Origin of the sequence: Candidatus Phycosocius spiralis (assembly GCF_030158815.1) — a bacterium.
Classification (GTDB): Bacteria; Pseudomonadota; Alphaproteobacteria; order Caulobacterales; family Aquidulcibacteraceae; genus Aquidulcibacter; species Aquidulcibacter spiralis.
The window spans coordinates 62,359-79,317 of the sequence record NZ_BPFZ01000010.1 but is presented as its reverse complement, the minus strand read 5'-3'; the positions used below and the strand labels follow the sequence as shown (position 1 = coordinate 79,317).

At 53.5% G+C, this 16,959-nt stretch carries 15 protein-coding genes; 3 read left to right on the top strand and 12 right to left on the bottom strand.

Features of this window, described 5'->3' with window-relative positions; genetic code table 11:
• Window position 1: 1 nt before the first annotated feature.
• Window positions 2-2,329 (bottom strand): ribonuclease R, encoded by a 2,328-nt coding sequence (gene rnr / locus PsB1_RS08565; protein WP_284360460.1) that lies wholly within the window; start codon window positions 2,327-2,329, stop codon window positions 2-4.
• Window positions 2,326-4,956, bottom strand: coding sequence for a type I DNA topoisomerase (gene topA, locus PsB1_RS08560; RefSeq protein WP_284360459.1), 2,631 nt, complete (start codon window positions 4,954-4,956; stop codon window positions 2,326-2,328). The genes rnr and topA overlap by 4 nt, the downstream gene beginning before the upstream one ends.
• 192 nt (window positions 4,957-5,148) lie before the next feature.
• Between topA and PsB1_RS08555 the strand changes: the two genes are divergently transcribed.
• On the top strand, window positions 5,149-5,373 hold the full coding sequence (locus PsB1_RS08555; RefSeq protein WP_284360458.1) for a hypothetical protein: 225 nt from the start codon (window positions 5,149-5,151) through the stop codon (window positions 5,371-5,373).
• On the opposite strand, the gene dprA is transcribed toward PsB1_RS08555, so the two are convergent.
• The 9 genes from dprA to PsB1_RS08510 all read right to left on the bottom strand — a co-directional run bounded on the left by dprA (window position 5,336) and on the right by PsB1_RS08510 (window position 14,073).
• The gene (dprA, locus tag PsB1_RS08550; protein ID WP_284360456.1) at window positions 5,336-6,439 is read right to left on the bottom strand and encodes a DNA-processing protein DprA; all 1,104 of its coding nucleotides are present in this window, start codon (window positions 6,437-6,439) and stop codon (window positions 5,336-5,338) included. The genes PsB1_RS08555 and dprA overlap by 38 nt on opposite strands.
• Before the next feature lie 2 nt (window positions 6,440-6,441).
• A complete protein-coding gene (gene plsY, locus PsB1_RS08545) occupies window positions 6,442-7,044 on the bottom strand; it encodes a glycerol-3-phosphate 1-O-acyltransferase PlsY (RefSeq protein ID WP_284360455.1) in 603 nt (200 codons plus the stop codon).
• A gap of 30 nt (window positions 7,045-7,074) precedes the next feature.
• On the bottom strand, window positions 7,075-8,364 hold the full coding sequence (locus tag PsB1_RS08540) for a dihydroorotase (protein WP_284360453.1): 1,290 nt from the start codon (window positions 8,362-8,364) through the stop codon (window positions 7,075-7,077).
• Entirely contained in the window at window positions 8,357-9,331 is a 975-nt protein-coding gene (locus PsB1_RS08535; RefSeq protein WP_284360452.1) for an aspartate carbamoyltransferase catalytic subunit, read from the bottom strand. Before PsB1_RS08535 ends, PsB1_RS08540 begins: the two co-directional genes overlap by 8 nt.
• Before the next feature lie 28 nt (window positions 9,332-9,359).
• Entirely contained in the window at window positions 9,360-9,833 is a 474-nt protein-coding gene (locus tag PsB1_RS08530) for an NUDIX domain-containing protein (protein WP_284360451.1), read from the bottom strand.
• Window positions 9,834-9,901: 68 nt separating this feature from the next.
• Window positions 9,902-11,749, bottom strand: a complete 1,848-nt coding sequence (gene mutL, locus PsB1_RS08525; RefSeq protein WP_284360495.1) for a DNA mismatch repair endonuclease MutL — start codon at window positions 11,747-11,749, stop codon at window positions 9,902-9,904.
• A gap of 48 nt (window positions 11,750-11,797) precedes the next feature.
• A complete protein-coding gene (locus PsB1_RS08520) occupies window positions 11,798-12,352 on the bottom strand; it encodes a DUF3035 domain-containing protein (RefSeq protein WP_284360450.1) in 555 nt (184 codons plus the stop codon).
• 106 nt (window positions 12,353-12,458) lie between these two features.
• Complete coding sequence (gene lspA / locus PsB1_RS08515; RefSeq protein ID WP_284360449.1) at window positions 12,459-13,016, bottom strand: signal peptidase II; 558 nt, start codon at window positions 13,014-13,016, stop codon at window positions 12,459-12,461.
• A gap of 64 nt (window positions 13,017-13,080) precedes the next feature.
• The gene (locus tag PsB1_RS08510; RefSeq protein ID WP_284360448.1) at window positions 13,081-14,073 is read right to left on the bottom strand and encodes a helix-turn-helix transcriptional regulator; all 993 of its coding nucleotides are present in this window, start codon (window positions 14,071-14,073) and stop codon (window positions 13,081-13,083) included.
• A 100-nt stretch (window positions 14,074-14,173) separates the two neighbouring features.
• On the opposite strand from PsB1_RS08510, the gene argJ reads away from it, so the two are divergent.
• Window positions 14,174-15,406 carry a bifunctional glutamate N-acetyltransferase/amino-acid acetyltransferase ArgJ gene (gene argJ, locus PsB1_RS08505; RefSeq protein WP_284360447.1) on the top strand — a complete coding sequence of 411 codons (1,233 nt, stop codon included), beginning with the start codon at window positions 14,174-14,176 and terminating at the stop codon, window positions 15,404-15,406.
• Between the two features lie 34 nt (window positions 15,407-15,440).
• Window positions 15,441-15,845, top strand: coding sequence for a (deoxy)nucleoside triphosphate pyrophosphohydrolase (locus PsB1_RS08500; protein WP_284360446.1), 405 nt, complete (start codon window positions 15,441-15,443; stop codon window positions 15,843-15,845).
• A gap of 156 nt (window positions 15,846-16,001) precedes the next feature.
• Here the strand turns inward: PsB1_RS08500 and PsB1_RS08495 are convergent, their stop codons facing one another.
• A complete protein-coding gene (locus PsB1_RS08495) occupies window positions 16,002-16,922 on the bottom strand; it encodes a methyltransferase domain-containing protein (protein WP_320412726.1) in 921 nt (306 codons plus the stop codon).
• Window positions 16,923-16,959: the final 37 nt, after the last annotated feature.

Genomic DNA, 16,959 nt, shown 5'->3' with positions numbered 1-16,959 from the left:
TTCAGCGCCGCCGCGCTACGCCGCGTGGTGGGCCGCCGACTTTTCGCGGGGTAGTCGCGCGTTGTGGCCCACGAAGGGCACGACGGCTGGGTACCGGGCCAATCTTGGCTGCGCTTACCATGTCAAACAAAAGCCCGCCAGAGACAGGAACCGCTTCCATCAAGCGCACTTGAACCTTGGCCCCCAATTCCCAGCGGTCCCCGGTTTCAGAGCCAATCAAGGCATGGCCCGCCTCATCATGATGAAAATATTCAGACCCCAAGCGCATCACAGGAATCAACCCATCGCCGCCTGTTTCGACAAGGCGCACAAACAAGCCAAATCGATTGACGCTGGTGATACGTCCATCAAAGATAGCGCCCACACGCTCAGACAAAAAGGCTGCAACATAGCGGTCGGTAGCATCGCGTTCAGCGGCCATGGCGCGGCGCTCGGTTGTTGTGATCATTTGGGCGATGCGTTTAAGCTCATCAAGACTTTGAGACTTCAGGCCATCAAGTCCCAAGTTGAGTGCGCTGATCAAAGCGCGATGGACAATCAAATCGCCATATCGGCGAATAGGTGAAGTAAAATGGGCATATTTACGCAAGTTTAGTCCGAAATGACCAATATTATTAGTATCATAAATCGCCTGGGCTTGAGTTCGCAGCACGATCTCATTGATCATTTCGGCGTTTTCAGTCGGTGCCGCAAGCGTCAAAATCTTGTTAAACCGTACAGGCGTTGGCGGCTGCCCTTTTGCCCATTTAAAACCCACGCTGGCTAAAAAATCCCCCAAGGCTGCGAGTTTTGCGGCGCTGGGCTGGTCATGGACGCGGTAAATCAAGGGGGAGCGCTTGTCTTCCAGCGTTTCGGCCGCACATACATTGGATAAGATCATCATTTCTTCGATCAGGCGATGCGCATCAAAGCGGTCTGCCAAAGCAATCGAAATGACCTTGCCTTCCGATGATAGCACGATTTTGCGCTCTGGGCTATTTATTTCTAACGGCTCGCGCAAGGTGCGGGCTTTTTCCAACGCGCGATAGGCGGCCCAAAGTGGGTTTAAAACGGGCTCAAGCAAAGGCCCCGTAATGTCATCGGGCAAGCCATCAATGGCCGATTGGGCTTGCCGATAGGTGAGGCTTGCCGCACTTTTCATTAGGCCACGAAAAAATCGATGGCTTTGCTTGATACCTTGCGCATCAATCAGGATTTCTAGCGCCAAACAGGGTCGCACTTCGCCCTGCTTTAAAGAGCATAAATCGGCGGAAAGACGTTCGGGCAGCATCGGTACCACGCGGTCAGGAAAATAGACCGAATTGCCGCGCAGCAACGCCCCTTCATCCAAGGCAGAGCCAGGGGTCACATAAAAAGCCACATCGGCAATCGCGACCAAAATCTTATGCCCGCCGTCGGGCAAAGCTTCTGCATAGACAGCATCATCATGATCGCGTGCGTCTTCAGGGTCGATGGTGACCAAAGGAATATGGCGTAAATCCTCGCGCGCATTTAAGGAAGCAGGGCCAGCGCGCTGCGCTTCTTCTTCCTCTTCCACGTTGAAGCCCATCGGGATGGAATGGGCGGCAATGGCCAGGATGGAAGCGGCCTTTGGGTCTTCGCTATACCCGAAAATCTCAATAATCTCGGCCTTTTTGGGGCCAAAGCCACGATGGGGCAACAGGCGCGCGGCGACAAGATCTCCGTTTTTTGCCCCCTTTGCATGTTCAGGTGCGACCTGGAGTTCATGGCGCAATTTCTTATCGGCAGGCTGAATGCGCCCGCCACCAGAGCCTGCTTGGCCAAGCCGATGATCGCTTGCCAGAAATACACCAAAAGTCTTTTCAATAACCCGGCCCAGCCGCTTGATGACGTTGACTTCATACTCGCCATCATGGGTTTGACGGGTCTTGCCGATAAAGCGGTCACCCACACCCGGTGGCGGGCCATCATGGTGCATCTTGGGTTTGGAGTGGGCTAAACGGACCATAGGGCCAAAGGCGTAATCATCACGGCCCAGTGCGCGTGCTAGAGGCTCACCATCTGTATTGATCTCAATCACTTGAAACAGACCGCCACTTGGGGGGACGGCTTGGCTGGCCACCGCTTTTCGTCCGGTTTTAGCAATCTCACCGCTATCGGCCAACTCGCGCAACAAGGCTTTTAAAGCCCGCTTATCTTCCCCCTTGATGCCAAATGCCTTGGCAATGTCGCGCGGGGCAAGGCTGGTTTTGGACTGATTGAGAAAGGCCAGCAAAGTTGCTTTATCTGGCACGCCAAGGCCAAGGTGCGCGACATGTTTTTTTTGTGCCTTATTCTTTTGGCCGTTACCTCGGCCCTTCATTTTCATGCTTTGGCAGCCTTCTTAGCTGCAGGCTTTTTTGCCGCTGGCTTTTTTGCTGCTGCCTTTTTAGCAGGGGCTTTTTTAGTCGCTGTAGCCTTGGCACCTGCTTTTTTGGTCGCGGGCTTCTTTTTGCCAACGCCAACGACGGCGATGCGCGCCTCAATTAGGGTGGTGGCGGCTTCTAGCGTGATGGTCGCTGGATCAGCCCCCTTGGGCAAGGTCGCATTGGTTGTCCCGTCGGTGACGTAGGGCCCATAACGCCCTGCCATGACTTTAATCCTAGGACCATCTGGGGTGGTAGGCGCAAATTCCTGTAAAGCCGTTGCTGCCGCGCGTTGTGTCCGCCCGCCACCGGCACGCTTTTCGGCGAGGACACTGACAGCGCGATTTAGCCCAATCTCAAACACATCCTCAACCGTGCCGATATTAGCATAGGTCTTCCCATGCTGCACATAGGGCCCAAACCGGCCTAAATTGGCGTAAATCGGCTCATTATCTTCGGGGTGAACCCCAACTGTGCGCGGCAAGGACAATAATTGAAGCGCTTTTTCAAAATCAATATCAGACACCGCCCAGCCTTTGGGCACCGATGAGCGCTTAGGCTTGTCGCCATCACCTAATTGGACATAGGGCCCAAAGCGGCCAGCCCGCAAAAATATATCTAACCCTGTCTCTGGATCGCTGCCCAGCAACTTGTCGCCGCTCGCGGTGTCGCCCTCAATGGCCTGCGTGCTCAATTGGCGGGTATAGCGGCAATTGGGATAGTTTGAGCAACCGATAAAGGCCCCAAACTTACTGGTTTTGAGTGATATCCGGCCATCCGCACAAGAAGGGCAGGCGCGCGGGTCACTGCCATCGCCTTTATCAGGAAAGATGTGAGGCCCAAGCGATTCGTTGATCGCGTCTAATACCTGGGTTGTGCGCAATTCGCCCATGTCAGCGATCGCTTTGGAGAAATCCTCCCAGAATTCCTGCAATAAAATCCGCCAACCCAAATCGCCGGACGAGACTAAGTCTAAGCGCTGTTCCAAAGCGGCAGTAAAATCATACTCAACATATTTAGCAAAGAAATTTTCCAAGAACGCGGTAACCAAGCGACCTTTATCGTCTGGAATGAAACGGTTTTTATCCATGTGGACATAGTCGCGGTCACGCAAGACCGTCAGAACAGACGCATAGGTGGATGGGCGGCCAATACCCAGCTCCTCTAATTTTTTGACCAAAGTGGCTTCTGAATATCGCGGTGGCGGCTCAGTGAAATGTTGGGTTGCGGCGGTATCGGTCACCTTGACGCGATCGCCTGCTTTTAAAGTTGGAAGTCTGCGGTTATCTTCGTCTTCTTCATCATCACGCCCTTCTTGATAGAGTGCTAAAAACCCATCAAACAGAATGACTTGACCTGTTGCGCGCAGGCCCGCGCGCCCTTTGGCATCCACCAGATCAATGGTTGTACGCTCGACAATGGCTTGTTCCATCTGGCTTGCAATGGCGCGCTTCCAAATGAGGTCATAGAGCCGCGCCATATCGCCTTCGAGCTTTAATTTGGATGGATGACGCTGGGGATCGGTTGGGCGGATGGCTTCGTGGGCTTCTTGGGCATTCTTGGCTTTCGAGCTGTAGAAACGTGGCTTTTCGGGGACATATTCACTACCAAACCGATCCCCGATCACAGCGCGACACGCCATCAGCGCCGCTTGGTCCATTGCCACCCCATCGGTCCGCATATAGGTGATCAGGCCAACCGCCTCTCCGCCAATATCAACCCCTTCATAGAGTTTTTGGGCAACCTGCATGGTACGTTGGGCATTAAAACCCAACTTGCGACTGGCTTCTTGCTGCAAGGTTGAGGTGGTAAAAGGGGGCGCGGGAGAGCGTTTGAGGGGTTTAGCTTCAAGGCTTGCGACTTTAAACTCGCCCGCAATCACAGCGGCTTTGGCTGCAAGGGCTGTGGCCTCATCACCTAAATCAAATTTATCAAGTTTCTTACCGTCTAAACTGAATAATCGAGCTTCAAATGCGTTGCCGATATCGGCCTTGGCTTGCGCTGCCACAGTCCAATACTCGCGTGCTTTGAAGCGCTCAATCTCCATCTCACGTTCAACAACCAAGCGCAGCGCAACAGATTGCACGCGACCCGCAGAACGTGATCCAGGTAGCTTGCGCCACAAGACGGGCGATAAATTAAAACCAACCAGATAATCTAAGGCGCGTCGTGCAAGATAGGCATCCACCAATTCTTGATTGATCTGGCGCGGGTTTGCCATGGCATGGAGTACAGCATCCTTAGTAATGGCATTGAAGGTAACCCGCGAGATGGCTTTATCTTTCAAAACCTTTTTGGTGCGCAGCGCTTCAAGTAAGTGCCAGGATATGGCTTCGCCTTCCCGATCAGGGTCGGTGGCAAGTATCAAACTATCAGCCTTTTTCATCCGTTCTGCGATATCGCGAATACGTGCTGCCCCTTTGGTGTCTGCCTCCCAAACCATCGCAAAATCATCGTCGGGCCGTACTGACCCATCCTTGGATGGCAAATCGCGGACATGGCCAAAACTGGCAACCACATCATAATGGCTCCCTAGATACTTGTTAATGGTCCGGGCTTTAGCAGGTGATTCAACAACGACGAGATGCATGGTTCACTTATCAAACTTGAATACAGCCCATGGAGATACAGGGCTTAAAGAGCGCAGGTGTCGTTGCTTGAGACTTATGTCAATGGCTTTGCACAAAACCAAGTGTAATGGACCTTGACGCTCTTGGATACGATGGTACAACTATAAATTACAGGATAAGACAACTGATAACTCTAAGGTGGACCCTGTTCCATGCCAAATGCACCAAAGACACTTGACCGCGCCAGTGAAAAAGACCTCCAAGAGGTTGCTGATTTTGTCCGTAACCTTGCTTTGGAACTCGAGCAATTAAGCGAGTCAGCTGGAATGGAGGCTGTGGCGGCATGTTTGCGCGCTGCCGCATCAGAAGCGCGTCGTGCAAAGCATCATGATCGCTTGGTTAAACTGGGCTTGAAACCAGACCCCCAGCTTGCGTAACTGCACGACCACTTAATTCCAACTCAACTACAATGGCAGCGATGGTACGCCAAGGCAGGCCAGTATCGGTAGCAAGATCGGCTAGACTTATGGGAACAGGAGATAATAAGGCTTCTACGCGGTCTAATGCTTCAGGGTCGATGGCGATACCGGTTGTGGCATGCAGATAGGGCACTATTTTTTCCTCTTGAAAGCCCATTGCGCTGCCAAGACATTCAAGAATGTCCTCTACACTGCTAACCAAATGTGCCCCATCCTTAATCAGGCTGTTGGGGCCTGCGGCTCGGGGATCAAGTGGTGAACCGGGTACCGCCATGACTTCGCGTCCTTGTTCGGCAGCAAAACGTGCGGTGATCAAAGAACCAGAGCGGGCTTCAGCCTCCACGATCAAGGTGGCAAGACTTAACCCGGAGATGATGCGATTGCGTCGTGGAAAATCGCGGGCATGCACTTTGGCAAATAAAGGGCTTTCTGAGACCAAGACCCCGTCTTCGCGGATCTGATGATAAAGAGTTTCATGTTCGGGAGGATAGATATGGTCAAGACCACCCGCAAGCACACCGATGGTACCTGTGGAAAGGCTTGCATGATGGGCGGCACCGTCAATGCCACGCGCCATACCTGAAACGATGATATAACCTGCTTGGCCTAATCCGCCGGCAAACTCGCGCGCTAAACGTAAACCGGCGGCAGAGGCATTGCGCGCGCCCACAATGGCGACCATATTTTTTTGTAAGAGGTCAAGCTGCCCGCACGCGCTGATGATGGGTGGGGGTGGTGTCAAAGCGGCCAGACCCTTAGGAAAAAGGGGTTCACAAGCTGCAATAATTGTTCCACCGCGGGCATGGGTGGCTGCGATTTCATCTTCTATCTGGTCATTGGAAACCAAAGCAATTGCTTTACCGCGACCGTGTTTAAGGAGATCGGGCAGGGCCGATAGTGCAGCGCTTGGGGTTCCAAATCGGGAGACAAGTCCAAAGAAGGTGACAGGACCAATGCCGTCGCCACGGGCCAAGCGAACCCAATCCCGCTTTTCCTTAGCGCTTAAAGACTGACGTGCTTGCATGCTCAATGTTTGCCAATGTGTGGCTCTTCACCCTTGATCAGGCGGGCGATGTTCTCGCGATGCCTGATCCATACTATAAGCGACATGAAAAGCGTTGCCCCAACCCCGATAGGGCTGATATGAAAAACCACTGCGATCAGTGGCGCGGCGGCAGACGACACCAACGCACTCAAGGACGAATACCGAAATGTATAAGCAGTGGCGAGCCAAAGGCCACCAACCAAAACCCCAACCGGCCACATGCCGATCAGCAATGTACCAAAAAAGGTCGCCACCCCTTTGCCACCGCAAAACTTCAGCCAGATTGGAAAGCAATGGCCAAGTAGGGCGCTTGCTCCCGCGCAAAAGCCCACGTCTAGATTGGGATTACTCGGACTGCCTAGATAATGGCCAGCTAAAGTTAGAGCGGTAGCGGCCTTGGCCGCATCTAAAATGAGCGTAGCCAGCGCAACATCTTTGCGCCCGGTTCGTAATACATTGGTGGCACCAATATTGCCTGAACCCACTTGGCGCAAATCGCCCAATCCCGCCAGCCGCGTCAAAAGGATACCAAACGGGATGGAGCCCAAGAGATAGCCACCCAAAATTGCAATCAAATAATCCATGAAGCTTCCAATGATGTATAGGTTCAAGACTTAATCGGCAGCACTGTATACTTTTTTGCCCCCGACCCAGGTTGCTTTGACTTTACCTTGCATGGTTCGGCCATCATAGGGGGAGTTTTTGGACTTTGAAAGCATGGCGCTGGCATCAAAACGGATCGGGAAGCCTAAATCAACCAAGATTAAATCGGCAGGCGTACCAGCGGCAATGCGCCCCTGAGGCAGGCCTAAAATCTGCGCCGGGCCAAAAGTCAAAGCCCCTATTAACTCAACCAGTTCGATCAGGCCTTCATGATAAAGGATCAACGCTGCTGGAAGGAGGGTTTCAAGTGCGCTGGCTCCAAAGGCGGCCTCATCAAAGGGGAGGCGTTTTTGCTCGGCGGGGCGGGGGTCATGGCCAGATACAATCGCATCGATCAAACCTGACTTGACGCCTTCAACCAGGGCTAAACGGTCCTGTTCGCTACGCAAGGGTGGGGCGAGCTTGGCGAAGGTTCTATAATCCCCCACATCGCTTTCGTTCAAAGTCAAATGATGCACACTAACCGATGCTTTTATCTTTACGCCCTGATCCCTAGCCATTGCTATGCGTCCTAAGGTCGCCTCGCATGAGATCATATCCAATAACAATCGTGATCCAGTGAGTTGCGCCAATTGGATATCGCGGTCGGCTGCTATGGTTTCAGCAACATCGGCAATACCCGCTAAGCCCAGTCTGGAGGCAAATTCACCTTGGTTCATCATGCCGCCATCGGCCAGAAAGGCATCTTCTGGCCGCGAGGTAATCAGCACATCAAAAGCGGTCGCATAAGCCATGCAGCGCTGCATCGTGCGGCTGCTGACAACTGGATGATCGCTATTGGTGAACATGACAGCACCAGCTTCAGCCATCAGGCCAAATTCGGCGATCCGCTCACCCTTGAGGCCAAGGGTCAAAGCACCGGCCGCCAAAACCCGCGCTAACGAATGGTCGCGGCCACGACGGACGATAAAGTCAACCAAAGCTGCATCATCAATCACAGTTTGGGTGTCAGGTTGCAGTACCATGGTGGTAACCCCACCTGCGACGGCAGCTTTTCCAGCCGTCTTTAAGGTCTCGCGATGTTCTTCGCCTGGCTCCCCGGTTGAGACGTGCAAGTCAATTAAGCCTGGCATTAAGGCATGGCCGCCGCAATCGACACGGGTCGCGCCGGGCTCAGGCCTTACATGCGGCCCGACCGCAACAATTTTATCGCCCGCGACCATCACTTCGCCTGAGCCATCAAATTGGCTGGCTGGATCAACCAAGCGGGCGTTGAAAAAATGGATCCGGGGTTCAGTCATCGCCTTGCACCCCATTGGCACCATGGCTGGCTAAGGCTTCCAGCACGGCCATGCGCACCGCTACTCCTGATTCAACCTGATCCACAATTAGCGATACCCGGGGATCATCGGCAATATCAGAATCAATCTCCACACCCCGGTTCATCGGGCCTGGATGCATAACTTTGACGTGTTTCGAAGCAAACGCCAGCTTGCGTGCGTCCAGCCCATAAAAGCGAAAATATTCGCGCGCTGAGGGCACAAATACGCCATCCATCCGTTCCAGCTGTAGGCGCAGCATCATCACCACATCAACGCCCTCTAAGCCTTGCCTCATAGAGTGATAAATCTCACAGCCCCAGCGCTCAACCTGCGCTGGCATCAAAGTCGGTGGCGCGATTAAGCGCACCCGCGCACCCAACATCGATAACAGGATTACATTCGAGCGCGCGACACGAGAATGCAAAATGTCGCCACATATCGCAATGATTAAACCCTCAACCTGGCCGAAAGAGCGTTTGAGGGTCAAAGCATCCAGCAAAGCTTGGGTTGGGTGCTCGTGGGTCCCATCCCCGGCATTGATCACGCTACAGCCGACTTTACGGGCCAATAATTGCGCAGCCCCGGAAGCGCCATGGCGCACCACCAAAAGATCTGGGCCCATCGCATTGAGGGACGCAGCTGTATCAAGCAGCGTTTCCCCTTTAGCGACAGAAGATGTTTTAACCGACATATTGACGGTGTCTGCACTCATGCGCTTCCCCGCCAGCTCAAAAGAGGCTTGGGTGCGGGTGGAGTTTTCAAAGAATAGATTGACTAAGGTGCGTCCTTTAAGGGTCGAAAGCTTTTTCTCACGCGCTTGGGTAAAGGGCAAGAAGGTTTCTGCGCGGGCGATCAGTTCAAGCGCTTCAAGACGATTGAGATCGCTAATTTGAAGTAAATGCCGCTTTGGAAAGGGCGCGCGGGGTGAAGGACCTTGCGGGTTCATTGGCTTTTGCTCCACTTTGAACCCATGATCAGTCGCGTCCCCGTTCACCATTACGCCGTTCACGTAGCCACAACAGGATTGCCCAACTATGGGCATCATGTCGCACTTTGCGCATCGCCTCATCCATGCTGGTCCAAACCAATTGATGATCGGGCTCACTGGGCCTGCCATCGGTGGCGGTGAGTTCCACTTCAAAGAAAGAACACAGCGAATTCGTGGGCGTGCCTTGGTTGATCCAGAATTGACCGGCACGGCATAATTGGCGCGTCGGCCAAACCGTTAAGCCAGTTTCTTCGTCAAATTCGCGCACTACGGCTTCTGCATCGCTTTCTCCACTTTCAACACCGCCACCTGGGAGATCATAAACATGACGATCAATTGTGCCAATCCTAACCAGCGCAATCTTTTCATCATTTCGCGTACAAAGACCATACACACTGGGTCGTTCTAGATAGGTTTTGCCGTGTTCAGTTCGCCCGAACTGCATCGAAAAATGCGCCATGATGGGCTTCATAAGCTAGGATTGCGCCAGCGGGAAGCGCTTCTGGCATCGCAGCGAATTGTCACACCTCATTTGCGACCAAATAGGCGCTCAATATCGGTCAATGCTAGCTTCACAAAGGTGGGCCGGCCATGATTGCATTGGCCAGAACGCGGCGTGCGCTCCATTTCACGCAACAAGAAATTCATCTCCTCGCCACTTAACTGCCGCCCAGCGCGGACCGAGCCATGACAGGCCATGGTAGCGAGCACTTCATCGATGCGCTCCTTTAAGGTTAAAGCCTCATCAAAGGCGGCCAAATCATCGGCGAGGTCTTTTAAGAGCTTCTGGGTATTGATCTTGCCCAAGATAGCCGGGGTTTCAGAGACGGCAATGGCACCGCGCCCAAAGCCCTCTAACACCAAGCCAAAGCCAACGAGCTCTTCAGCCCGGCTTAACAAGCGCTCACAATCGCCTTCTTCCATCTCAACAATGTCTGGGATTAGATTGGGTTGGCGGGTGATGCCTTGGCCAGCTAGGGCAGCTTTCATGCGCTCCAAAGTTAAGCGCTCATGGGCGGCGTGTTGGTCAATGATCACCAAGCCATCTTTCGTTTCCGCAATAATATAGGTTGCATGAAGCTGTGCCTTGGCGGCCCCTAAGGGATAGTGTGTAATGTCTTCATTATGTTCTAGGTGGTGGCCTACTTCTGTTTGGTCACCCATGCCGTAAGTGGATTTCGCCATAGGCTCAGCAAGGCCACGCCATAGGGAAGCCGTTTCGCTTCCAGCCTCAATCATACCGGACTGATAGCCACCATACATGCGTGCGGGCATGGGCCAAGGCGAAGAATTAGATGCCGCCACACCAAGTGCCCCCAAAGTTGCTTGCCCCAAACTCTCAGAACTACGAACACCCGCTGACCCCAGTGCATGGCGCAGTGCGCCAATGACAAGGCCGCGAACCAAAGCGGCATCTCGAAACCTCACTTCGGTCTTAGCAGGATGCACATTCACATCAACGAGCTTTGGGTCCATATCCAAAAATAAGGCCAAAACCGGATGACGGTCGCGCGCTAACACATCTTGATAGGCCGCACGCGCAGCACCTTTTAGAAGTGGGTCTTTTACTGGGCGGCCATTGACGAATAAATGCTGATGGCGGGCATCACTACGTGCGGCTGTTGGCAAGCCTGCCAAACCCGTCAAACGGATCTCTGCGCGCTCGCTATCAATCATCAAAGCATCCGCGGCGGCATTTTGACCCAAAATGGCTGCGACCCGCGCCGCGCGCTGGCTCGCTTTGTCCGACCCTTCAGGCACTACGCGCAGGCTCGAACGCCCGTCTAAATCCAAGCTAAAGGCCACATCTGGGCGCGCTAAAGCTAATCTGCGAACCATATCAGAAATCGCAAGTGTTTCAGCACGGGGCGATTTTAGAAAACTAAGACGAGCGGGAGTGGCATAAAAGAGATCATGGACTTCAACCCGCGTTCCTGAGTACTTATTGGGCCAAGGAGCTGGATCTGGCCCTGTCACCTGCCCACCCTCAACATGCAACACCCAAGCCTGGTCGCTACCAGTCACTTTGGAGGTGATGCTCATGCGGGCAATCGCACCGATAGAGGGCAAAGCTTCGCCGCGAAAGCCCATGGTTGTGATAGAGAGAAGGTCTAAGGTGCCATTGCTATTGGGTATGAGTTTGGAGGTGGCATGACGCTCTACAGCCAAAAGCAATTGATCGGGCACCATGCCATGCCCATCGTCTTCAACCAGCAGCCGATGGATGCCACCCTCTTGTGCCAAGACACGGATTAAAGAGGCACCTGCGTCAAGTGCATTCTCAACCAATTCCTTGACGGCCGCTGCTGGGCGTTCAATGACTTCACCCGCAGCAATTTGGTTGATGGCTTCGGGGGGAAGGCGGGCAATGATCATAGCGTACCTATGCGCTTTACTGGGCGAGACGACCAGCCTTGCACACATTTACATTCCAGGCAGTTTGAACCCGCGCGGCTTATTTTGCTGAATGCTTACTGGTTGGCCGCCTGTGGCGTTGCGGATTGCTTTTTGCTCTAAGCGTTGACGTTCAGCTTCGGTTTCAGCCAATAATGGATCGCTATTTGGGGCCGCGGGTTGTCGTACCAGACCCAGAACTTGATCGGCAAACTTGGTCGGCTTGCGCGAGACACCACCTGTTTCCTCATCTATCACGGCGCGAATCCTAGGATCGGCATTGGTACCGCCAGCTTTTTCAATCAACAAACGCTCGCCCTCACTAGCACTGGTACCCAATTGTACCCCAAAAACAGCGCTACGGGCTTGCAAATCAGCACGCAGCTCCATCGGGCGGGCTTCGCCGGGACGTGGTGGACGCAGGTTAAACTCAGGGGGTACAACCAAGGGCGCCTTGGAGACAACGCGAAATTCATCGGGTGCCGTCTTCTCGCTACCAAGGGCTTGACGCACACTGGTGCAGCCACCCAAGGAGAGTGCAGCCAAACTTGTGATCGCTAAAAGGCCATAAAAGCTTGTTTTCACCACTTCGCTCCGTCTTTCAATTGGCCGCAATCTCCGCCATCTCTGGCTGACGCGGTGTTGTAATCGGGCTCTGCCTTAGCGATAAGCCCGCATGGGGTCCAGCTGTTCACGCCGTGGGGGGCGAGGTTTCATCTTTTGGCGGAAGATTTTGTTTCGATTGTGGCGGATTATCTGGATTCATCAGCATATCAATCGCCAAAAGGATCGCGCCAATGGTGATGGCCGCGTCGGCCACATTAAACACCCAAGGGAAAAAGAAACCCGAGAAATCTAAAAAGTCCGCCACTGCGCCAAATCGGATGCGATCCACCATGTTTCCGATCGCGCCACCAATGACTAGAGCTAGGGCAAGGGCGGTCTGACGCCGTTCTGCTTTGAATAACCAAGCGGCAAAAACACAGGCGATGATCGCAGAAAGTCCAACCAAGCCCCAACGCTGCCAATCGGCATGGGCTTTGAGCGCGCCAAAGCTGACCCCATAATTCCAAACCATGGTAAGATCGAAAATCGAAGATAACTCAATCTTCCCAAGCCTTAATAGGTCCAAATGATTGAGGACCCAATATTTGCTCACCTGATCAAGCAAAATGATGACGCCAATGATACCTATCGTTACAAAGGGTGACATTTTAGGCGTGGGTGGGGAGGCGTTGGGGCTTTTCATGGGCGTCGTTTAACGCAATTTGTCGTCGCAAAGCAATGCAGCAAAGCCGCAGAATGTGTGACTTTCAGGGCTTAGGTGCCAACATGGTTTGGGCAAGATCGAGTGCATTGGCCATCGCGCGCTTGAGGGCAGGGGGCTCCAATATCTCAATCTTACCGCCCCACCGAAATAAGCTCCATGCCAGTTCATTCAGCCCGCCACCATGCAGACGAACCAAAAGACTACCGTCACTTTGGGCCTCCAAAATTTGGCCCGCATGAAACATCCATCGGCTGGCCTCTTCGACAAAATCAGGTAGGACGCGCAAGACAACATCGACGGTGTCTTCCTGATAGATACCAAACGAGCGCTGCGAATAGGCTTGTAAGTCAAAGCCATCGGGTGGACCCCCTGGCAGGTCAAGCATTTTGGGCTGAGCGATCCGGTCAAGGCGCCACATGCGCGGTGCAATCGAGTCCTCGCAGTCAGCCTCGCGCGCTATCAAATAGGCTTCCCCGCCAAACAAAATGCCGTAGGGGATCAATATACGTTGCCGTGGGGCACCGGTTCCACCGCTATAATGCAATACAACTTGCTTGAGCGCCAATAGTGCGTCGCGCAACACCTTTAGCACTTCCTTATCTACGCTGGCGCGCGGGCCCGGCTGTACGGCGATGGCTTCAGCTTGCATCAAGGCTTCAAGATCGGTGGCGAGACGCCGCTTCACGTTTGATTTCAGAGCTGAAAGCATTTTGGTTTCGAGACTCGCGAGCGCTGCGCTGGCTTGGGGATTGGTGCGTTCAAGTTGCTTTTGCCCAATCGTCAAAGCAGCCATTTCTTCGGTGGTGGGGGCTAGTGTAAAGATATCAAGCCCTTTGGGCAGGCGCCAGCGCTTGGTCGGCGGGTCTGAAATCTCTTCCAAGTCAGGATACATGATCATCAATTGATCGCGCATCCGCTCAATTGTGCGGCGTTTAACGTCGAGCTTTTCGCCCATTTCATCGAGTGTGAGACCATAGCTGGTGGCCGCCAGAAGGCGCGCTAATTCGATAAGTCGGGCAGATTTTTCGTGTCGCACAGCTCATTTTCACTCAAACTCTCATGCTAGGTCAAATCGATTGCGCGGTTTGGGCGAAAAAGGGTCGACTTGCTGCTTTGGTCTGGCTATGGCCACTGGCATGAAAGATTTGCCGGTCTCCCCATTAGCACCCGAACATTTCCCAAATCTGCCGATGATTGGTGGAATGGTGGCTTCAGCCAGCCGCATTGGGCTTTACGCCGGGTCGCGCATGGATTTAATGACCGTCTCTTTTCCAGAAGGTGCCAGTGTTGCGGGCGTGTTCACCAAAAGTGCTACCCGCTCAGCTGATGTGAACTTATGCGTTGAGCACCTTAAGGCGGGTCATGCACGGGCTTTGGTGGTCAATGCTGGTAATTCCAACGCATTTACTGGGCCTGCGGGCTTGGCTAAAAATGCGGCTACGGTAAAAGAAGTGCAGCGTCTGACTGGGTGCGCGCCACAAGAGGTGTTTATCGCTGCAACCGGTGTCATTGGTGTGCCCATTGCGCCCAATCTTGTGGCCGATCATCTGGAAGCGGCTTTCAAAGACCATGGCGCACCAAATTGGGAAGCTTTGGCGCGTGCTTTTTCGACAACCGATACGTTTCCCAAAGCTGCAGGCGCGCGCCTTGATCTAGATGGCGTCCCGATAGGTTTAGTTGGCCTTGCTAAGGGGTCTGGTATGATTGCGCCTAACATGGCCACCATGCTGGTATTTGTGTTTACCGATGCGGCGATAAGCTCCCCTGTGCTTCAAGCAATGATTTCACGCCATGTTGAGACAACGTTTAACGCCATTACGGTGGATAGTGATACCTCCACCTCGGACACATTGTTGGTGTTTGCGACCGGAGCAAGCGGCAGTTCGCCTATCACTACCCTTGAAGATCCGCGCGCCGAAGTATTCTCAACGGCCCTTCATGGGATTTTCCACGATTTAGCACTTCAAGTGGTACGCGACGGGGAAGGGGCGCAAAAGTTGATTGAGATCACAGTCCAAGGCGCGCAATCAAATCAGTCCGCGCGCATCATTGGTATGGCGATTGCCAACTCTCCCTTGGTCAAAACTGCGATTGCGGGGGAAGATGCCAATTGGGGACGCGTGGTTATGGCCGTGGGCAAATCGGGCGAACCGATCAATCTTGACCAACTCTGCGTCCGCTTTGGTGGCGAATGGACAGCCCGCGATGGCGGCGCGGTTGACTATGACAGTGCCCGCGTCGACGCCCATATGAAGGGGCACCTGATTGATATTCTGGTCGATGTCGGCGTGGGCGACGGCACCTCGACTGTTTGGACATGTGATCTCACCCATGGCTATATTGCAATTAATGGCGATTATCGCTCTTGATCATGTAAGAGCACCTAAGTTTACGTGAGGGCGCATGCGATTTTTATTGGTAGCCGCTGGTGCCCTCATCTCTGAAAAGGGCGCGGTGTTGTTGGCGCAACGCCCAGCGGGCAAAACCTTAGCTGGGCTTTGGGAATTTCCTGGTGGCAAAATCGAGGTTGGCGAGGCACCAGAAGCAGCCTTATGCCGTGAATTGGCCGAAGAATTAGGGATCAAGGTTCGTCCACAGGATATAGTGCCCTTAAGCTTTGCATCCCACACCTATGATGATTTCCATCTCTTAATGCCGCTTTGGATCATTCACACATGGTCAGGGGTTGCCACGGCGCGTGAGGGGCAAACCTTGGCATGGGTTATGCCGGATTTACTCTCGACTTATCCAATGCCAGAAGCAGATGTTCCATTAATTGGGGTCTTGCAGGCTCATTTGCGGGCGTGATCCCCCTCCGCCAGCTTCGCTGCCACCTCACCCGTACACAGTGGGAGACAATGAAGCGCGCTGTAAATGCTGCGCTTGTTTGAAACTAAGTAAGATTTGGAGCCAATGTTCGGCACTCCAAGGTCGATCGCTTAATCCCCAATATGTCAAAGCAAACTAAAGCGGTTTTTCCCCAGCAGAGACTTCCCGCGTCCCTAAAGCATCGGCCAAGCGCATTTTAGCACTGCCCGGTGCCAGCGGCTTTTGTTGGCTTTCGTGGGGTGCCCATCCTGTTAAGGTAATGATTTCAAAGGTCACACCAACCCGACCATCGCTATCGCCATAATCGGCTTGGTAGATGTCTGCGGCGCGAGCGATCAATGTTCGGGTTAAGGGTCGCGACTCGTGCTTTGTAAAGGCTGCGGTTTCCCCCATAGCTTTGAGGTCGCGAAAAATGCTGAACAGATTTTTGTAGCGCACACGCACCAGATCGCTATCGGCTACGGGTAAGGCAAAGCCAGCGCGCTGCAGCAAACGGGCACCATCTTGTGCATCGGCAAAAGGGGAGACACGGGGGGAAGCCGTGCCCAAAACTTCTTCTTCGGCTTGGGCCAAACACAGGCGCAATTCCTGCAAGGTTCGTCCACCTAGAAATGACGCTAAAAAAAGGCCGTCTGGGCGTAGCGCATGTCGCACCTGCGCCAAAAAGCCCGGCACATCATTCACCCAATGCAAAACGAGTGTGGAAATAACCAGATCAAGGCTTAAGGGTGCAAGGGGCATATGATCTTCATCGGCGACGAAGGCAGGCGCAGTACGTGTACTTAAAAAGGCGTGGTTCAAATCACATTCAGCCAAAAATCCCACCTTGTCTTTAATGTCCGGTAACGCCTTTAAGGCGCGCCCAAAATAGCCGCCGTGGCTGCCTATATCCAATGCTGCCTCAAAACGGCGATTGATTAAATCTAAGCGCTCGCACACATCATAGACGGCGCGCTCTTTGAGGAACGAAACCGATGCAAATGTCTTTGCCGCCCGATCACGCTGCCTTTGCAGGCGCTTCCGGTCAAAGAGGGGGGTGGGAATCATGGTTTTCATCAAGGCGCATCATGAGCTAAAATGAGTGTAGGGACTA

What these genes read in the sequence shown, in the direction of transcription:
- rnr (WP_284360460.1), bottom strand. Translation starts at nt 2,329, where the DNA reads ATGAAAATGAAGGGCCGAGGTAACGGCCAAAAGAATAAGGCACAAAAA.
- topA (WP_284360459.1), bottom strand. Translation starts at nt 4,956, where the DNA reads ATGCATCTCGTCGTTGTTGAATCACCTGCTAAAGCCCGGACCATTAAC.
- PsB1_RS08555 (WP_284360458.1), top strand. Translation starts at nt 5,149, where the DNA reads ATGCCAAATGCACCAAAGACACTTGACCGCGCCAGTGAAAAAGACCTC.
- dprA (WP_284360456.1), bottom strand. Translation starts at nt 6,439, where the DNA reads ATGCAAGCACGTCAGTCTTTAAGCGCTAAGGAAAAGCGGGATTGGGTT.
- plsY (WP_284360455.1), bottom strand. Translation starts at nt 7,044, where the DNA reads ATGGATTATTTGATTGCAATTTTGGGTGGCTATCTCTTGGGCTCCATC.
- PsB1_RS08540 (WP_284360453.1), bottom strand. Translation starts at nt 8,364, where the DNA reads ATGACTGAACCCCGGATCCATTTTTTCAACGCCCGCTTGGTTGATCCA.
- PsB1_RS08535 (WP_284360452.1), bottom strand. Translation starts at nt 9,331, where the DNA reads ATGAACCCGCAAGGTCCTTCACCCCGCGCGCCCTTTCCAAAGCGGCAT.
- PsB1_RS08530 (WP_284360451.1), bottom strand. Translation starts at nt 9,833, where the DNA reads ATGGCGCATTTTTCGATGCAGTTCGGGCGAACTGAACACGGCAAAACC.
- mutL (WP_284360495.1), bottom strand. Translation starts at nt 11,749, where the DNA reads ATGATCATTGCCCGCCTTCCCCCCGAAGCCATCAACCAAATTGCTGCG.
- lspA (WP_284360449.1), bottom strand. Translation starts at nt 13,016, where the DNA reads ATGAAAAGCCCCAACGCCTCCCCACCCACGCCTAAAATGTCACCCTTT.
- argJ (WP_284360447.1), top strand. Translation starts at nt 14,174, where the DNA reads ATGAAAGATTTGCCGGTCTCCCCATTAGCACCCGAACATTTCCCAAAT.
- PsB1_RS08500 (WP_284360446.1), top strand. Translation starts at nt 15,441, where the DNA reads ATGCGATTTTTATTGGTAGCCGCTGGTGCCCTCATCTCTGAAAAGGGC.
- PsB1_RS08495 (WP_320412726.1), bottom strand. Translation starts at nt 16,922, where the DNA reads ATGAAAACCATGATTCCCACCCCCCTCTTTGACCGGAAGCGCCTGCAA.